Raw genomic sequence first — 15,793 nt, 5'->3', positions numbered from 1 at the left:
AGCAGGGACAGGAAGAGGCCCCGGATGCCGCATCCGGGGCCTCTTCTGCGCAGGTGACGTCAGCGCTTGCCGACGATCTGACGGCCGACGAGATCGCGCATGATCTCGTTCGTGCCGCCGTAGATGCGGTGCACCCGAGCATCGGTGAAGGCGCGGGCGATCGGGTACTCCATGATGTAGCCGTAACCGCCGTGCAGCTGCACGCCCGTGTCGAGCACCTCCCACTCGCGCTCGGTAGCCCAGAACTTGACCTTCGCGGCGTCCTCGGCGGTGAGCGTGCTGTTCTTGTAGGCGAGCAACGCGCGGTCGATGTACGCCCACATCGCATCGGTGGTCGCGGCCATGTCGGCGAGCCGGAAGCGGGTGTTCTGGAAGTCGGCGATGCGCTCGCCGAACGCCTCGCGGTCCTTCGTGTAGGCGACGGTCCAGTCGAGGGCGGCCTGCGCGGCTGCGGCTGCGGCGACGCCGATCGAGAGACGCTCGAGCGGCAGGTTCAGCATCAGCTGGATGAACCCCTGACCCTCCTTGCCGCTGATGAGGTTCTCGTCAGGGACGAACACGTCGGTGAAGCTGAGCTCGGCCGTGCCCCAGCCGTGGAAGCCCATCTTGCTGAGCTTCTTGCCCTGGTCGAAGCCCTCCATGCCCTTCTCCACGAGCAGCAGGCTGAAGGCGTCGGGACGGTTGCCTTCACCGGTCTTGACGAAGGTCACGACGACGTCGGCCGTCGTACCGGAGGAAATGAACGTCTTCGCACCGTTGAGGATGTAGCCGCCGTCGACCTTCTTGGCGTTGGTCTTGATGCCACGCAGATCCGAACCCGCACCAGGGTCGGTCATGGCGAGCGCGCCGAGCACCTCACCCGTGGCCATGCGAGGCAGCCACTTCTCCTTCTGCTCCTGCGTTCCCATGTGCACGAGGTAGGGCACGGCCAGGTCGTCCTGGATGCCGAAGGCACCGGCCAGCGAACCCGCGCCGGAGGCGATGACCTCCTCCATCACGATCGTGCGGAAGCGGTAGTCCTGCAGCATGCCGGCGCCACCGAACTCCTCCGGGACCGACAGGCCGATCAGACCCGCCTCTCCGGCGGCCAGCATCGTCGCCCGGTCGATCTCCCCCGCGGCGTCCCACCGCTCGATCGCCTCGTTGGTCACGTGGCGCTTGACGAAGTCCTTGACCAGGTCCCGGAATGCCTCGTGATCCTCGTCGTAGATGTCGCGTTCCATGCCGTCCTCCTGAACGTCTCATGCATCGTTGCTCCGGCGATTCTACGTCGCACAACCGGTCCAGGACAGGACGTTGTGAGAATGCATCCCATAAAACGTGACACTGGGTACCGCGGTTGTCGGATGCCGCAACCGTGGTGTTCCGCGCCGATTCAGTGCGCGTAGTCGGGGGCGGCCGGCAGCGCGAAGAACTCCTCGAGCGTGTGGAATCCACCCTCGTGATAGGCGACGGCGAGGTCGACGCCGACATAGCGGAGGTGCCACGGCTCCGGCGCATACCCCGTGACCGGGGTGCCGACCTGCTCGTAGCGCACGATGAATCCGTACTCCCAGGCGTGCGCCGCGACCCAGTCGCTCTGCGCCGTGGCACCGAAGCCGTCGAGTCCGCCGCAGCCCGTCCCGCACGCGACCACGTCGAGCGCGAGACCCGTCTGGTGCTCACTGTGGCCCGGACGCGCCGAGCCGGCATCCGCCTCGGCCTGGCCCTGCGATCGCACGTGCGAGCCGTAGGTCGTCACCTGCAGGCCGTAGGAGCGGTATCCGTTGTTCGCGCCGATCCGCCCGACACCGGCAGCGACCGCCGCATCCGCCATCTCGCCGACGGCAGCGGCCACGTCGGTGCGCACGCGCCCGGACGGCGTCGTCATCTGCAGCGGCACCGAGGCGAGGTCCGTCGGCTCGTACTCTGGCGGGTTCAGCGGCGACGACTTGTTCACCACGACCCACAGCCGCGCCGGATCACTGAGCGAGATGCAGGGAGCGTTGCCCGCGACGACGGCCTCGCGGAAGGCCGCGCCACCCCCGAACGCCGCGATCGTCGCCGCGTCATCGCCGTTCGCGATCGCCTGCTGCACCGAGGAGTCTGCGCAGGGGTCGGCCGCCGTGGTCGCGGCGACCTTGACCGGCGGGACCTGCATGATCGCGACCGGCACCGGCATCGAGTCGGCGCCGGAGGACGGCACCGGACCGGAACCGATCGACAACAGGACCCCGATCGCGGTCACGGCGACACCGATCGGCAAAGCGGGTCCGCGGATCGGGGACCGCGGTGCCGCATGCTGAGGGTGCGGCAGGAAGGGCATTGATCCATCCTCTCATTCGAAGATAAGTTGCAGAGTCGCTTGCGTTAACATCGTCTTTCTGTTCGAATTGTCGAATGAGGTGGCAGGGACAGAAGCTCGGAGAGACGGATGCGGCGGCGCTGCCCGGCCTCGAAGACCGATCGAGCGTCCTGCGCTCCGTCACGACTCCCGAGTTCGCCGGGATGACGTTCCACGAGGTGCTGTCGAAGTCGGCGCTGAATCATGTGCCCGGCGCCTCGCGCATGCCCTTCGCCTGGACGATCAACCCCTATCGGGGGTGTTCGCATGCCTGCGTGTATTGCTTCGCCCGCGGAACCCACGAGTACCTCGACCTCGACGGCGGGGCCGACTTCGACTCGCAGATCGTCGTCAAGGTCAACGTGGTGGAGGTGCTCGAGAAGGAGCTGCGACGCGGCAGCTGGGAGCACGAGACCGTCGCCCTCGGCACCAACACCGACCCGTACCAGCGGGCCGAGGGCAGGTACAAGCTCATGCCTGGCATCATCGAGACCCTCGCCGCGTCCGGCACCCCGATCTCGATCCTCACGAAGGGGACGCTGATCCGCCGGGACATCCCGCTGCTCGTGAAGGCCGCGAAGCGGGTGCCGATCGATGTGCAGATGTCGATCGCGATGTACGACGACGACCTGCAGAAGGCGATCGAGCCCGGAGCTCCGACGACTCAGGCGCGACTCGACACCGTGCGGGCGCTGGCGGATGCCGGGTTCCCGGTGACCGTGTTCCTCATGCCGATCATGCCGCACATGACCGACTCGCTCGCCGCGATCGACAGTGCCCTCGTGCGCATCAAGGAGGCCGGGGCGCGCGCCGTCATCTACGGAGCCCTGCACCTTCGTCCGGGAGTGAAGCCGTGGTTCTTCGAGTGGCTCGGCGAGGCGCGGCCCGACCTGGTGTCGTCTTACCGCGGGCTGTACCCGGGAGCGTCGGCCGAGGCCCCGAAGGGGTACCGACAGTGGCTCGCCAAGCGCACCCGTCCGTTGATCCGCATGCACGGCCTCGACGGCCGCCACGAAGACGACTACTCCCGCCGCGGGTTCCGCCCGGGGCAGGGCCACGTGCAGACGACGGTGTCGACCGCCGCGACGGTGCGCTTCACGCCCAGCGCACGATCCGAGGCGTCACCCGCGCAGCCGATGCTCTTCTGACCCGACGGTCAAGCGCGCATCCCGCAGCCGCGTAGGCTCGGGGATCATGGCGATCGGTTCCACAGTCCACACATTCGAGGTGCAGCTCGCTGACACCGATCGCGGCGTCTACGAGGACTACTCGCTGCGCGTGGCGCGGCATCCGTCCGAGACCGATGCCTACATGCTCACGCGCGTGCTGGCCTACGGGCTCGAGTTCGCCGAGGGCATCGCCTTCGGCGGCAGCATCTCCTCGACCGAGGAACCGGCTGTGCTCGTGCGCGACCTCACCGGCCTCATCACCGCCTGGGTCGAGATCGGTGCGCCCGACGCCGAACGCCTGCACTACGGCAGCAGGCTCGCCGAGCGCACCGTGGTCTACACCCACCGCGACCCCGCCAAGGTGATGGCACCGTGGACGGACAAGCGCATCCACCGCCGCGAGGACATCCGCGTCTACAGCTTCGACCCCGGCTTCATCGACAGCGCGGCCGGGCTGATCGAGCGCCGCAACACCATGACCCTCACCGTGACCGAGAGCGTGATCTACCTCGACCTCAACGGCACGAACGTCACCTCCGCCGTGCACGTGCACGAGCTCTCCTGACCGCGTACACGCGAAAGGCCCCGCCCCGCGGAAGCGGGACAGGGCCTTCGGAGAGATGACTCAGGCGGTCAGGTCGGCCGCGGTCGGCACGCGACCGGCGATCTCCTCGATCACGTCGTCGTCGAGACGGGCGTTCTCGAACGGCGCGTCGATCTCGGCGCGGTCGAGCAGCTCGGTCATGCGACGCTGGCGCTGACGCGTGATCAGCGTGACGACACGGCCCGAACGACCCGCGCGACCGGTGCGACCCGAGCGGTGCAGGTACGTCTTGTACTCGTCCGGCGCATCGGCCTGGACGACCAGGTCGATGTCGTCGACGTGGATGCCGCGGGCGGCGACGTCGGTGGCGACGAGCACGTTCACGCGTCCGGACGTCAGACGCTCCAGGTTGCGCGTGCGCTTGGCCTGGTTCAGGTCGCCGTGCAGCGAGACGGCCGGGATGCCGGCGTCGTCGAACTGCTCGGCGAGCATGTCTGCGTAGGCGCGGGTGCGGGCGAAGACCAGCGTCTTGCCATCGCGGTCGACGAGCGAGGTGAGGATGTCGGCCTTGTCGCGGTGCTCGATCACGAGCACGCGGTGCTCGATCGTGCTGGAGTCCTGGTCCTCTCCCGCGACCTCGTACACGGCCGGGTCGACGAGGAACTCGTCGACGAGAGCCGCGACCTCACGGTCGAGCGTGGCCGAGAACAGCAGCTTCTGGCTGCCGTCGGCGGTGTGACGCAGAATGCGCTGCACCGGCTCGACGAACCCGAGCTCGCACATGTGGTCGGCCTCGTCGAGCACCGCGATGCGGCAGTCCGAGAGGTCGAGCTTGCCCTGGTTGATGAGGTCCTCGACACGACCGGGGGTGCCGATCACGATGTCGACGCCCTTCTTGAGCGCGCCCACCTGGCGGCCCTGCGGCACACCACCGTAGATCTGCGTGGTGAACAGGCCGACGCTGCGGGCGATCGGCTGGATCGTGCGGTCGATCTGCAGCGCGAGCTCACGCGTCGGAGCGAGGATGATCGCACGCGGCGACCGTCCGAACTCACGACGCTTGCCGGCCTGCGACTGCAGCACGCGCTCGACGAGCGGAGCACCGAAGGCGATGGTCTTGCCGGAGCCGGTGCGGCCGCGGGCGAGGACGTCGCGCCCTGCGAGCACGGCCGGGATGCTGGCGGCCTGGATCGGGAACGGCGTGGCCGCACCCATGCCGACGAGGGTCTCGACGATGTTCGATCCGAGTCCGAGGTCGCCGAAGGTCACACCATCGACCTCGACGGCCGCGACGGACTTCGCCTCGAGGCGCTCGTGCACGACGTCGTCGCCCGGTGCGAACTTCGCTCCGGTCGAGGCCGGACGGCTGGTGGCGTTCCAGTCGTTGCGGCTCGGACGCTCGTTGCGCGCCGGACGCCCCCGGGTGTCGGAGGTCAGCGGGCGCGGGCGCTCGGTGCGGTAGGCGCCACCGGTCGACGGACGCGAACGCTCGTCGCGGCCGCCCTCGTACGAACGCTGCGTGCGGTCGCGGTCGAAGGCACGGCGTGCGCGGTCGGCGTCGAAAGAGCGCTCAGGGCGCGCGGCGCCACGGTCGTTCGACCGGGTCCGGTCGCCGGCACGGTCGTCGCGACGCGGACGCTCGTCGCGGTCGAACCGCGGACGCTCGGCACCGCGGTCGTTGTCGAACCGGGGACGATCTCCACCACGGTCGTTGGCGAACCGGGGACGCTCGGCGCCACGTCGATCGTCGCGACCCGGACGCCCACCATCGCGGTGGTCGTTGTCGCGGAAGCCCTGACGCTGGGTGCCGGCACCGCGGTCGTCACGACGCGCGCGGTCATCGCGGTCGAACCGGGGGCGGTCGCCGCCACGCTCGTCGCGGTAGGTGCCGGGTCCGGTCGGACGCTGTCCGCCGCGATCGTCCCGACGCGGGCGGTCGGCGAAGCGTCCGCCGGCGGTGGGCCGGTCGTTGAAGCGGGGGCGCTCGGAGCGCTCGTCGTTGCGGTGGTGCGGGGCCTCACGACGCCCGGACTCCGCGCGGTTGCGGATGCCGCGGGCCTCATCGCGGCCGGCGCGCTCCGACGCACCCCAGCGCTGCTTGGGCGCACCCGACTCGGCTTCGGCCGGACGGTAGCCGCGGTGGCCGGCGCTGCGGCTGCCGGGGCGACGGTCGTAACCGCCTGCGGCAGGAGCGGTGCGGCGATCGCCAGCATCCGCTCGTCCACCGCGCTCATCGCGCGCACCGTCACGGGCGGGGCCGCCGTTGTGACGATCGTGGAAGGAGGTCTTCTTCGCGCCGTAGCGCGGCTCGAAGTTCGCGGACGGGCGTCCGCCGCGGGGCTTCTTGTTCTTCGGCATTGCGTGTCTTTCTGTGTTCTCGCACGAGAACAGCGCCGCGCGCACGCGCGAGCACCCTGCGCCTGGTCGAACTCGACCAGCGGGGTTCCGGACTGTCAGCGGCCGGGGCCATTCATGTGATGGTTGATTAGCGTCGAGCGACGCTCACCATCGGCCCCTGGACTCACACTTCACACACATAAAACGTCCGCGCCAACGCGCGGGTGTCCGAAGCCGACCGGTCAAGTGTAGCCGACGCGCCTGAGAGACTGCCGACCCGATGGTGGCCGTACGATGACGAGGTGAGTACCGCTTCCCCCACCGGCGCCCAGATCACCCTCCGACTCGGCGAGGTGGACGCGCAGATCGCTCAGGTCGGCGCATCCCTGCGTTCGCTGCGCATCGGCGGTGTCGACCTCGTGCCGCCGTACCCGCACGACCTGCCCACCCCGGCCTGCTCCGGCGTGGTCCTCACCCCCTGGCCGAACCGGGTGCGAGACGGGGAGTGGGACGACGAGGGCACCACGCGAAGGCTCGCGATCACGGAGCCGAAGCTGCGCAACGCGAGCCACGGCCTGCTGCGATTCACGGCCTACGAGGTGGCGCACACCGACAGCGAAGCCGTGCTGCGGGCGAACATCGTCCCCCAGACCGGGTACCCGTACCTGATCGAGACGACAGTGACGTACACCCTCACCGCCGACGGCATCGAGGTGACGCACACGCTCACCAACCGCTCGAGCACGCCGGCGCCGGTCGCCCTCGGCACGCATCCGTTCGTGACGATCGGCGACGTCGATCCGCACGACCTCGTGCTGCGGGTGCCCGCGGAGACGGCGTTCGAGACCGACGAGCGGATGCTCCCCACCGGCACCCGACCGGTCGGACCCGAGCTGCGCGAAGGTGTGCGCCTGGGGGATGTCACCCTCGACACCGGATTCACCGATCTCGCACGCGACCCCGACGGGCGCGTGCGCCACTCGCTCACCGCGCCGGACGGTCGTCGCGTCACGCTCTGGCAGGACGAGGGCTTCGACTACGTGCAGGTGTACACGACGCCCGCCTATCCCGGGCAGAGCCTCGCGGTCGCGATCGAGCCGATGACCGCGCCCGCCGATGCGTTCAACAGCGGCCTCGGCATCCGTCGCCTCTCCCCCGACGAGACCTGGACCCTGCACTGGGGCATCGCGCTGTCCTGAGCCCGGCCGCTTGCGCTGTGGGCGGCTCGTTGCGGGGCCGCAGCAGTGAGCACCTCCTCGACGATCACGGAGAAAGGCCCCGAATCACGCATCTGGATGCGGATCCGGGGCCTTTCTGCGGAGGTGATCACCACCCGAGCGCGGCTACTCCCCGCGCTCGCGCAGTTCGCGGCGGGTGAGCTGCGATGCGTGAGGCAGGCCGGAGGCGTCGATCAGCACCGGCTGCCCCGACGCCGCAGCGGCACCGGACGCATCAGGCCCGACCGGAGCATCCGGCGTCGGGGTCCCGCCGGCACCCGCTCCACCGGCCTTGCGAGCCGCACGCCGCTCCTTGGCGCCCTCGACGAGGTTGTAGAGCGTCGGCAGCACGATCAGCGTCAGCACGGTCGACGAGATCAGACCGCCGATCACGACGATCGCGAGCGGCTGCGAGATGAACCCGCCGTGCCCCGTGATGCCCAGAGCCATCGGGGTCAGGGCGAGGATCGTCGCGAGCGCGGTCATCAGGATCGGCCGCAGACGCTTCTCGCCTCCGGCCTTGACCGCCTCGATGGTCGACAGACCCTTCTCCCGATACTGGTTCACGAGGTCGACGAGCACGATCGCGTTCGTCACCACGATGCCGATGAGCATCAGCACACCGATCAGCGACGCGACGCCGAGCGGTACGCCCGTGAGGATCTGCAGCAGGATCGCACCCGTCGCCGCGAACGGCACCGACACGAGCAGCAGCAGCGGCTGACGCAACGACTTGAACGTCGCGACCATGACCACGTAGACGATCAGGATCGCCGCGAGCATGGCGAGGCCCAGCTGCGAGAACGAGTCGGCCTGCTGCGAGGCGACACCGCCGACCTCGGCGGAGGCTCCGTCGGGCAGGTCGACCGCCGCGAGCGCCTCGTTCACCGACTGCGTGGCGGTGGCGAGGTTGTCGGATGCCGGGGGCACGGTGATCGTCGCCGTCCGACGGCCCTGCTCGGTGGTGATCGAGGTGGGTCCGTTCTGCTGCTCGACGGTGGCGATGTCCTGCAGCTGCACGATGCCGGCGGGGGTCGGGATCGTGAGCGTCCTGAGCGCCTCGACCGTGGTCGGCGGGTTCGGGGTGACGATGTAGACCGTGAGGGCGGTGTCGTCGATCTCGACGGATCCCGCCTGCTGCGGGCGCATGGTGCCCGACACGATGCCTCCGACGGCGACCTCGGAGAGTCCGCGCTGTGCGGCGGCCTCCCGGTTGACCACCACGGCGATGTACGGCAGCGACGCGGCGAGGTTGTCGCTCACCTGGCCGACGCCGTCGCGCCCGTCGAGCTCTTCGACCAGCGTGGTCGTCGCGGTCTGGAGGTCGTCGGAGTTCGAGGCGCTGACCGTGATCTCGATGTCGCTCGATCCGAAGCCGGCCGATGCCGAGACGGCCACGTCGCCCACGTCGTCGCCGAGTCCGTCGATCGCATCCTGCACGTCGGCGCGGAGCTTCTCCTGGTCGGCATCCGAGTCGGTCAGCACCGAGTAGGTGACGCCCGCACCGCCGGAGAAGGCATCGCTGAGCGCCGAGCCGCTGGTGCCGATCGAGGCCTGCACATGCTCGATGCCGTCGATGTCGAGGAGGGCATCCTCGACCGCGACCGCGGCATCCGACTTCGCCTGCAGGCTCGCCGACGGGCCGAGGTCCTGCGTGATGGTCATGGTGTTCTGACCGGAGTCGCCGAGGAAGTTGACCTTCATCAGCGGCGCAGCGGCCAGGGTGGCGCCGAGCACGACGACCGCGAGGATCACGGTGATGCCGGAGTGCTTCAGCGTCCAACCCAGGATCGGGCGGTACTGCCGCTGCAGCCAGGTCGGCGGGGCGTCGGGGTGCTCGGGGTCGATCGCGTCGCCGTGCTCGTCGAGCAGCGGCTTGCCGGGCTTGAGGAACCAGTATGCGAGGACCGGCACGATCGTGAGTGCGACCAGGAGCGACGCGACCATCGCGATCGTCACGGTCATCGCGAACGGACGGAACAGCTCGCCGACCATGTCGCCGACGAAGACGATCGGCAGGAACACCGCGACCGTCGTGATGGTGGATGCGGTGATCGCCATGGCGACCTCGCGCACCGCGAGACGGATCGCATCGCCCTTGTCGGCATCGCCGACGTAGTGGCGTTTGATGTTCTCGATCACGACGATGGAGTCGTCGACCACTCGACCGATCGCGATCGTGAGCGCGCCGAGCGTGAGCACGTTCAGCGAGTAGCCGAACGCCTGCAACCCGATGAACGTGATGAGCACGCTGGTCGGGATCGAGATCGCGGTGACGAGCGTCGACCGGACCGACAGCAGGAACACGAGGATCACGAGCACAGCGAAGACCAGGCCGAGAAGACCCTCGGTGGCGAGCGTCTCGATCGACTGCACGATGAACGGCGCCTGGTCGAAGATCACCGTGAACTGGGCGTCGGGGAAGGCCTCGCCGATCGTGTCGAGCGCGGCGATCACGCCGTTGGACACCTCGACCGTGTTCGCCGCGGGGAGTTTGGTGATCGAGATCGAGAGCGCGTCCTTGCCGTCCACGCGCGAGATGGAGGTGACGGGGTCGGACTCCTGCACGACCGACGCCACATCGCCGATGGTGGCATCTGTGCCGACCAGCGGAAGCGCGGCGATCTCCTCGACCGAGGTGATCTTCGCCCCGGTCTGGACGGTGAGCGTCTGCCCGTTCTCGGTGATGTCACCGCCGGGGAAGAGCGTGCCGTTCTGCTTCAGGGCATCGCTGATCGCCGTGGTGCTCGTGCCGACGGCGGCGAGCTGCGCGACGTCGGGGGTGATGCTGATGCGCTGCCCGACCCCGCCGACGATCTCGGCGGCGTTGACGCCGTCGACGTCTTCGAGTTCGGGGATCGCGACGGACTCGAGCTCGGCCTGGGCGTTCTCGGCATCCTCGAAACCCGTGACGGCGACCTGGATCACCGGGAAGTCGTCGATCGAGACCGAGAGCACCTGGGGGCTCACGTCCTCCGGCAGCTGCGAGGAGATGCGGTTGATCGCCTGCTGGATCTTCTGCTCGGCCGTGGCGAGGTTCGTGCCGTAGGCGAACATCGCCTGCACGATCGACGCGTTGGTGGTGCTGGTCGCCGTGGTCGATTCCAGACCGGGCACGCCCTGGATCGCCGCTTCGACCGGCGTGGACACGTCGTTCTCCACCACCTCGGGCGATGCGCCGGGGTAGGTCGTCATGACCACGAGCGCCGGCAGCTCAAGCGAGGGGATGAGCTCCTGCTTGAGGTTCGTGAGCGCGAGCCCGCCGAACACCGCCGCGACGATGGTGATGAGGGCGATGAGCGCGCGGTTCTTCAGGCTCAGGATGGCGAGTTTCGACAAGGCGGTTTCCTCGGTGTCAGGGGGTGGCTGTCGCTGCGGAAGGGGTGGAGACGGCGTCTCCGAGGATCCGCGCCAGTGCGGACTCGATGAAGGACTGGGCGAGGCGATCGTCGCGGATCTGCATGCTCCACATGACGCCGTCGATGAAGATCATCGCCGCTCTGGCGCGTTCTTCGCCGTAGGTCGGCGCGAGCAGTTCGACGAGGCGGTTCGACAGGTGTCGCGCGAGTTCACGAAGGCGAGGGTCGTGCACGGCTGCCGTGACCACGGCGCGGTCGGCCTGGACGGCGTGGTGGTCGTCCATGCTCTCGAAAACGAGAGCGGCGATCACCTCGGGGCTGTCGCCGCGCTCGGCGAGGGTCTGCCGGACACCGTCGAGACGCGCGTCGACCTCTTCGGCGAGCGCACGGAAGGCTGCGGCCCTGAGGTCGTCGAGGGTGTCGAAGTACTGGGTCGTCGCCCCGAGGGGCACCCCGGCGCGCGCGGCGACCATGCGGTGCGTTACGGCCTCTGCGCCCACCTCGACGATGAGCTCTGCGGCAGCGGTGACGATCTCGAGACGGCGCGCTTCAGGGTCACGTCGACGACGCGCACCATGCTTCATCCCGCCCCCTTGGACATCCGTACATGTACGTTTGTACATTTTCGGATTGTGAGGATGCTGGGAGCGGTCCCTTCGAATCGCGCGATGGGTTCCATCCGGGCCGCTGGTGCAGCCGGTCGCGCGATTCGAAGACAGTTGCCTCAGACCAGAGCGGCCTCGACCTGCCCCCGCTCGAAGTAGGCGACGAGCTCGGGATCCAGCGGCGGGATCTCGATCGCCGAGCCGTCACCTCGCAACGACGCGGTGGCGAGGATGCCCGCGGCCACCGCCTCGCGCGCCGCGACGGGAGAGGTCTCGGTCAGCCCCCCGTGGCGGACGAACCGCAGGAACTCGGCGACGAGCAGCGCGTCGGCGCCGTCGTGACCCGCATCCGGCACCTCGGGGACGATGAAGGTCTCGTCGGCGTCGGCCGCGCCGGCATGCCGCCGATTCCACAGCCCGACCTCGCTGCCGGCCACATCGCCGAAGTTCTCGATGCGCCCCTCGGTGCCGATCACGGTGTAGTTGCGCCAGTAGTCGGGGGTGAAGTGGCACTGCTGGTACGACGCGAAGATGCCGCCCTCCAGCTGCATGTTCACCATCGAGATGTCTTCGACGTCGACCACGGGGTGGAGCCCCGTGAGCGCGGTGGGCGGCCAGTTGTCCATGCTGAACCAGTCCGGCATCCGCTCCCCCGCCCTGTCGCGGCGGTCGGTGATGTCACCGTAGACGCTCAGCGCCCCCATCGCGGAGACCCGCTCGCTGTAGGCGCCGGCGAGCCAGTGGATGATGTCGATGTCGTGCGCACCCTTCTGCAACAGCAGTCCGGTGGTGCGGCGGCGGTCGGCGTGCCAGTCCTTGAAGTAGAAGTCGCCGCCGTGGCCGACGAAGTGCCGCACCCACACGGCCTTGACCTGGCCGATGCGGCCGCTCTGGATCAGCCCGCGCATGAGGGTGATGACGGGCATGTGCCGCATGTTGTGGCCGATGTAGAGACCAGTGCCGGTGCGGCGTGCGGTCTCGAGCATCGCATCGGCGTCGGCGAGGTCGATCGCGAGGGGCTTCTCGCAGAACACCGGCACTCCGGCTTCGAGGGCACGGATGCTGAGGGCTGCGTGCGTGTCGTCGGGTGTGAGCACCATGACGGCGTCGACGCCCGAGGCCAGCAGCTCGTCGAGCGAGTCGGTGATGAGGGCGTCCGGCACGAGGGCGCGAGCGTCCTCGCGAGCGCGCGGGGCGAGGTCGCATACGGCGCTGATGCGTGACCCCTGCCCCGGACGATGCACCTCTTCCTGGAGGGTCGAGCGCGCGCCGAAGCCGATGATGCCGATCTGGAGATCCACGATGGTCCTTCTGTGTGATGAGTCTGTGCGGATGCCGAGGTCAACGGGCCCGCGGTGCGGGGGCGTCGAGGTCGGTCGATCCGCCGGGGAAGAGCGTCCACGCGAAGTCGTGCAGGCGCCCGGGTGCGGAGTCGCTCTCGAGGGCACGGTCGACGATGATGCGCGCCTGCCTCTCGTAGAAGTCGGTCGGACCGACGGTCGTGAGCGTGGGCGCGATCAGGCGGGCGTCGGGGGTGTTGCCGACACCCACCACTGCGACGTCGTGCGGTACCCGGAGCCCGAGCATGTGCGCGGCGTTGATCGCGGCGATCGCGGCGAAGTCGGTCGTGGCGTAGACCGCGTGCGGCCGGTTCTCGCCCGACAGCAGCTCGACCGCGGCGGTGAAGGCGCTCGCCTGGGTGTCGGCGTACGTCACCGTCCAGGCAGGGTCAGGCTCGATGCCGGCAGCGGCCAGCTTCTGGAGGTACGGCGTGTAGCGGGTGACCTGCTCACCGGCGAGGCGCACCGCTCCCTCCGCGGCGATGCATCCGATCGCGGTGTGCCTCTCCAGCAGGTGATCCATCGCGATCTCGCACCCAGGGATCGCGTCGGAGCGGATCACGTCGAAGCCGTCCGGCTCGAGATGCTCCGAGAACACCACGAGGCGCTGTCCGCGACGCACGAGGTCGGCGAGGTTCTGCCGTGCCTGGTCGTCGAGTCCCACGCCGTCGAGGTAGGCCACGTCGCTCTCGACCCGGTCGAGAGCGGCGTGCCAATCGCCGTCGGCGAGGATCAGCGTGGTGAGCCCGTGCCTGTTGGCCTCGGCGTTCACCGCGTCGGCCACGGCCAGCGACCACGGGTCGCTGAGCATGTGCAGCGACAGCTGCACCATGCCGCTGCGTCCGGTGCGGATCGCCCGCGCCGCGCTGTTCGGCCGGTAGTTCAGCTCGTCGGCGGCCGCCAGCACACGTGCGGCGGTGGCCTCGGCCACACCGGCGCCGGATGCGGCCCCCGCCCGTCCGGAGAACACGTACGACACGGTCGCTGTCGACACGCCGGCCCGTTCGGCGACCATGCGCAGGGTCGGGCGCCGGGGCGCCTGGTGCTCGCTCTTCGCCATGTCTCAGCCCTTCGATCCGCTGAAGGCGATGCCCTGGATGAACTGCCGCTGCAGGACCATGAAGGTCACGAGCATCGGCAGGGTCGCCAGCAGCGCGCCCGCCATCAGCACCGGGTAGTCGGTGCCGTGGATGCCGACCAGCTGCGAGAGCCCGACCGACAGCGGCATCTTCGCGGGGTCGGTCGTCACGATCAACGGCCAGAGCAGATCGTTCCAGGACCACAGCACGGTGAACACCACAAGTGCGATGATGCCAGGCTTCGCCAGCGGAACCATGATCCGCCAGAAGGTCTGCCACGGATTGGCTCCGTCGATGCGGGCGGCCTCCTCGAGCTCGGCGGGCATCGACAGGAAGAACTGCCGCATCAGGAAGGTGCCGAAAGCACTGAAGATGCCGGGCACGATGAGCGCCTGCAGGGTGTTGAGCCAGCCGAGTGCCTGGATGATCTCGTACTGCGGCAGCAGGTAGAGCTGCGAGGGCACCATGAGCACCGAAAGGAACACCACGAACAGCGCGTTGCGTCCCGGGAAGGGGATGCGCGCGAACGCGTAGCCCGCCATGGTGCACAGCACCACCTGGCCGACCGTGCGCCCCACGGTGAGCCACACCGAGTTCAGGAACATCTGTCCGAACGGCATCGAGTCGAACACCTCGGCGAAGTTGGTGAACACCCATTCGCGCGGCACGAACGACGGCGGCACCTGCACCGAGTCGGACAGCGTCTTGAACGAGGTCAGCAGCTGCCAGACGAAGGGGAAGACCATCAGCACCGCACCGAGGATGAGCACGAGGTGCACGATCCAGATGCCGCGGTTCTTCGGCGTCCCGGAGCGGCCGGCGGAGGCGCCGACCACGGCGCGCGTATCGAGCGAGACGTCACTCATAGTGCACCCACTTCTTCTGCAGACGGAACTGCACGATCGTGAGGATCAGGATGATCACGAGCAGCAGGAAGGCCACGGCGGCCGCATAGCCGCGGTCGTTGTCGAGGAAGCCCGCCTCGTAGAAGAGATAGACGACCGTGCGGGTGTTCGGCATCGCGGGGTTGCTGCGTCCGAGCATCATGTAGATGAGGTCGAACACCTGCAGCGCCCCGATCACGCTGATCACGCTGACGAAGAAGATCGACGGCGACAGCAGCGGGATCGTGATGGAGAAGAACTTGCGCACGGGGCCTGCGCCGTCGAGGTCGGCGGCCTCCATGATCGTGTCGGGGATGCCCTGGAGACCGGCGAGGAAGATGACGATGTTGGTCCCGAGTCCCGCCCAGATGCCGACGACAGCGATCGCGACCAACGCGGTGTTCGGGTCGGTGAGCCAGCTGCGCCCCTCGATGCCGATCGCACCGAGCGCGGCGTTGAGCACCCCGTAGTCGCCGTTGTAGATCATGCGCCAGACCAGCGCGATGGCAGCCGGCATGGTGACGACGGGGATGAAGTACAGCGTGCGGTAGGCACTGCGACCCTTGAGCCCCGCCGTGTTCAGCAGAGCGGCGATCCCGACCGCGAGCGGGATGCCGATGAGGGCGATGATCGTGTAGATCGCGGTGTTGCGAAGGGCTCCGATGAGCTCGGGGTCCTGGAACAGGCGCGTGTAGTTCTCGATGCCCACCCACTCGGATCCGCCGAACGGGCCCGACTTCGTGAACGAGATGATGAGCGTGCGGACGGTCGGCCAGAGATAGAACACGGTGATGCCCAGTGCGGTCGGCCCGAGGAAGACCAGCGCCCACCAGGGCGAGGCTCCCGGGCTCCGCCGGCGGCGGCGGATGCCGGAGCCCTGCGGCTGCGGCATCCGCTGCGCCGTCTCGACCGCACGAGGTGCGATGACGGTCATGC

The 15,793-nt window shown here is 68.8% G+C and carries 12 protein-coding genes; 3 read left to right on the top strand and 9 right to left on the bottom strand.

Going from position 1 to position 15,793, the window contains the following annotated elements; genetic code table 11:
• Positions 1-59: 59 nt before the first annotated feature.
• Both F6W70_RS11945 and F6W70_RS11940 read right to left on the bottom strand, forming a co-directional pair.
• Positions 60-1,223 (bottom strand): acyl-CoA dehydrogenase family protein, encoded by a 1,164-nt coding sequence (locus F6W70_RS11945; protein WP_151486831.1) that lies wholly within the window; start codon positions 1,221-1,223, stop codon positions 60-62.
• Positions 1,224-1,375: 152 nt separating this feature from the next.
• Positions 1,376-2,305: a M15 family metallopeptidase gene (locus tag F6W70_RS11940; protein ID WP_151486830.1), complete on the bottom strand. Its 930-nt coding sequence runs from the start codon at positions 2,303-2,305 to the stop codon at positions 1,376-1,378.
• 74 nt (positions 2,306-2,379) lie between these two features.
• Between F6W70_RS11940 and F6W70_RS11935 the strand changes: the two genes are divergently transcribed.
• A complete protein-coding gene (locus F6W70_RS11935; protein WP_055869491.1) occupies positions 2,380-3,471 on the top strand; it encodes an Rv2578c family radical SAM protein in 1,092 nt (363 codons plus the stop codon).
• Between the two features lie 46 nt (positions 3,472-3,517).
• Entirely contained in the window at positions 3,518-4,057 is a 540-nt protein-coding gene (locus tag F6W70_RS11930; protein ID WP_151486829.1) for a YaeQ family protein, read from the top strand.
• A gap of 60 nt (positions 4,058-4,117) precedes the next feature.
• Here F6W70_RS11930 and F6W70_RS11925 read toward each other — a convergent pair whose 3' ends face one another.
• Entirely contained in the window at positions 4,118-6,394 is a 2,277-nt protein-coding gene (locus F6W70_RS11925) for a DEAD/DEAH box helicase (protein ID WP_055869485.1), read from the bottom strand.
• Between the two features lie 281 nt (positions 6,395-6,675).
• Between F6W70_RS11925 and F6W70_RS11920 the strand changes: the two genes are divergently transcribed.
• Positions 6,676-7,572 (top strand): aldose 1-epimerase family protein, encoded by an 897-nt coding sequence (locus F6W70_RS11920; protein WP_151486828.1) that lies wholly within the window; start codon positions 6,676-6,678, stop codon positions 7,570-7,572.
• 144 nt (positions 7,573-7,716) lie between these two features.
• On the opposite strand, the gene F6W70_RS11915 is transcribed toward F6W70_RS11920, so the two are convergent.
• From F6W70_RS11915 to F6W70_RS11890, 6 genes are all read right to left on the bottom strand, one after another.
• The gene (locus F6W70_RS11915) at positions 7,717-10,929 is read right to left on the bottom strand and encodes an efflux RND transporter permease subunit (RefSeq protein ID WP_151486827.1); all 3,213 of its coding nucleotides are present in this window, start codon (positions 10,927-10,929) and stop codon (positions 7,717-7,719) included.
• Between the two features lie 16 nt (positions 10,930-10,945).
• A complete protein-coding gene (locus F6W70_RS11910) occupies positions 10,946-11,533 on the bottom strand; it encodes a TetR/AcrR family transcriptional regulator (RefSeq protein WP_017831368.1) in 588 nt (195 codons plus the stop codon).
• 140 nt (positions 11,534-11,673) lie between these two features.
• Positions 11,674-12,855 carry a Gfo/Idh/MocA family protein gene (locus F6W70_RS11905; protein WP_318278881.1) on the bottom strand — a complete coding sequence of 394 codons (1,182 nt, stop codon included), beginning with the start codon at positions 12,853-12,855 and terminating at the stop codon, positions 11,674-11,676.
• Positions 12,856-12,895: 40 nt separating this feature from the next.
• Positions 12,896-13,954: a LacI family DNA-binding transcriptional regulator gene (locus tag F6W70_RS11900; RefSeq protein ID WP_151486826.1), complete on the bottom strand. Its 1,059-nt coding sequence runs from the start codon at positions 13,952-13,954 to the stop codon at positions 12,896-12,898.
• A 3-nt stretch (positions 13,955-13,957) separates the two neighbouring features.
• Positions 13,958-14,839 (bottom strand): carbohydrate ABC transporter permease, encoded by an 882-nt coding sequence (locus F6W70_RS11895; protein ID WP_318278880.1) that lies wholly within the window; start codon positions 14,837-14,839, stop codon positions 13,958-13,960.
• The gene (locus F6W70_RS11890) at positions 14,832-15,791 is read right to left on the bottom strand and encodes a carbohydrate ABC transporter permease (RefSeq protein WP_017831364.1); all 960 of its coding nucleotides are present in this window, start codon (positions 15,789-15,791) and stop codon (positions 14,832-14,834) included. The genes F6W70_RS11895 and F6W70_RS11890 overlap by 8 nt, the downstream gene beginning before the upstream one ends.
• Between the last annotated feature and the right edge of the window lie 2 nt (positions 15,792-15,793).

The organism is Microbacterium maritypicum, from assembly GCF_008868125.1.
Lineage (GTDB): Bacteria > Actinomycetota > Actinomycetes > Actinomycetales > Microbacteriaceae > Microbacterium > Microbacterium maritypicum.
This window is presented reverse-complemented; position numbering and strand designations above follow the sequence as displayed.

Excerpts from the sequence above, each read along its gene's own strand:
- F6W70_RS11945 (WP_151486831.1), bottom strand. The coding sequence starts at position 1,223 with ATGGAACGCGACATCTACGACGAGGATCACGAGGCATTCCGGGACCTG.
- F6W70_RS11940 (WP_151486830.1), bottom strand. The coding sequence starts at position 2,305 with ATGCCCTTCCTGCCGCACCCTCAGCATGCGGCACCGCGGTCCCCGATC.
- F6W70_RS11935 (WP_055869491.1), top strand. The coding sequence starts at position 2,380 with ATGAGGTGGCAGGGACAGAAGCTCGGAGAGACGGATGCGGCGGCGCTG.
- F6W70_RS11930 (WP_151486829.1), top strand. The coding sequence starts at position 3,518 with ATGGCGATCGGTTCCACAGTCCACACATTCGAGGTGCAGCTCGCTGAC.
- F6W70_RS11925 (WP_055869485.1), bottom strand. The coding sequence starts at position 6,394 with ATGCCGAAGAACAAGAAGCCCCGCGGCGGACGCCCGTCCGCGAACTTC.
- F6W70_RS11910 (WP_017831368.1), bottom strand. The coding sequence starts at position 11,533 with ATGAAGCATGGTGCGCGTCGTCGACGTGACCCTGAAGCGCGCCGTCTC.
- F6W70_RS11900 (WP_151486826.1), bottom strand. The coding sequence starts at position 13,954 with ATGGCGAAGAGCGAGCACCAGGCGCCCCGGCGCCCGACCCTGCGCATG.
- F6W70_RS11895 (WP_318278880.1), bottom strand. The coding sequence starts at position 14,839 with ATGAGTGACGTCTCGCTCGATACGCGCGCCGTGGTCGGCGCCTCCGCC.
- F6W70_RS11890 (WP_017831364.1), bottom strand. The coding sequence starts at position 15,791 with ATGACCGTCATCGCACCTCGTGCGGTCGAGACGGCGCAGCGGATGCCG.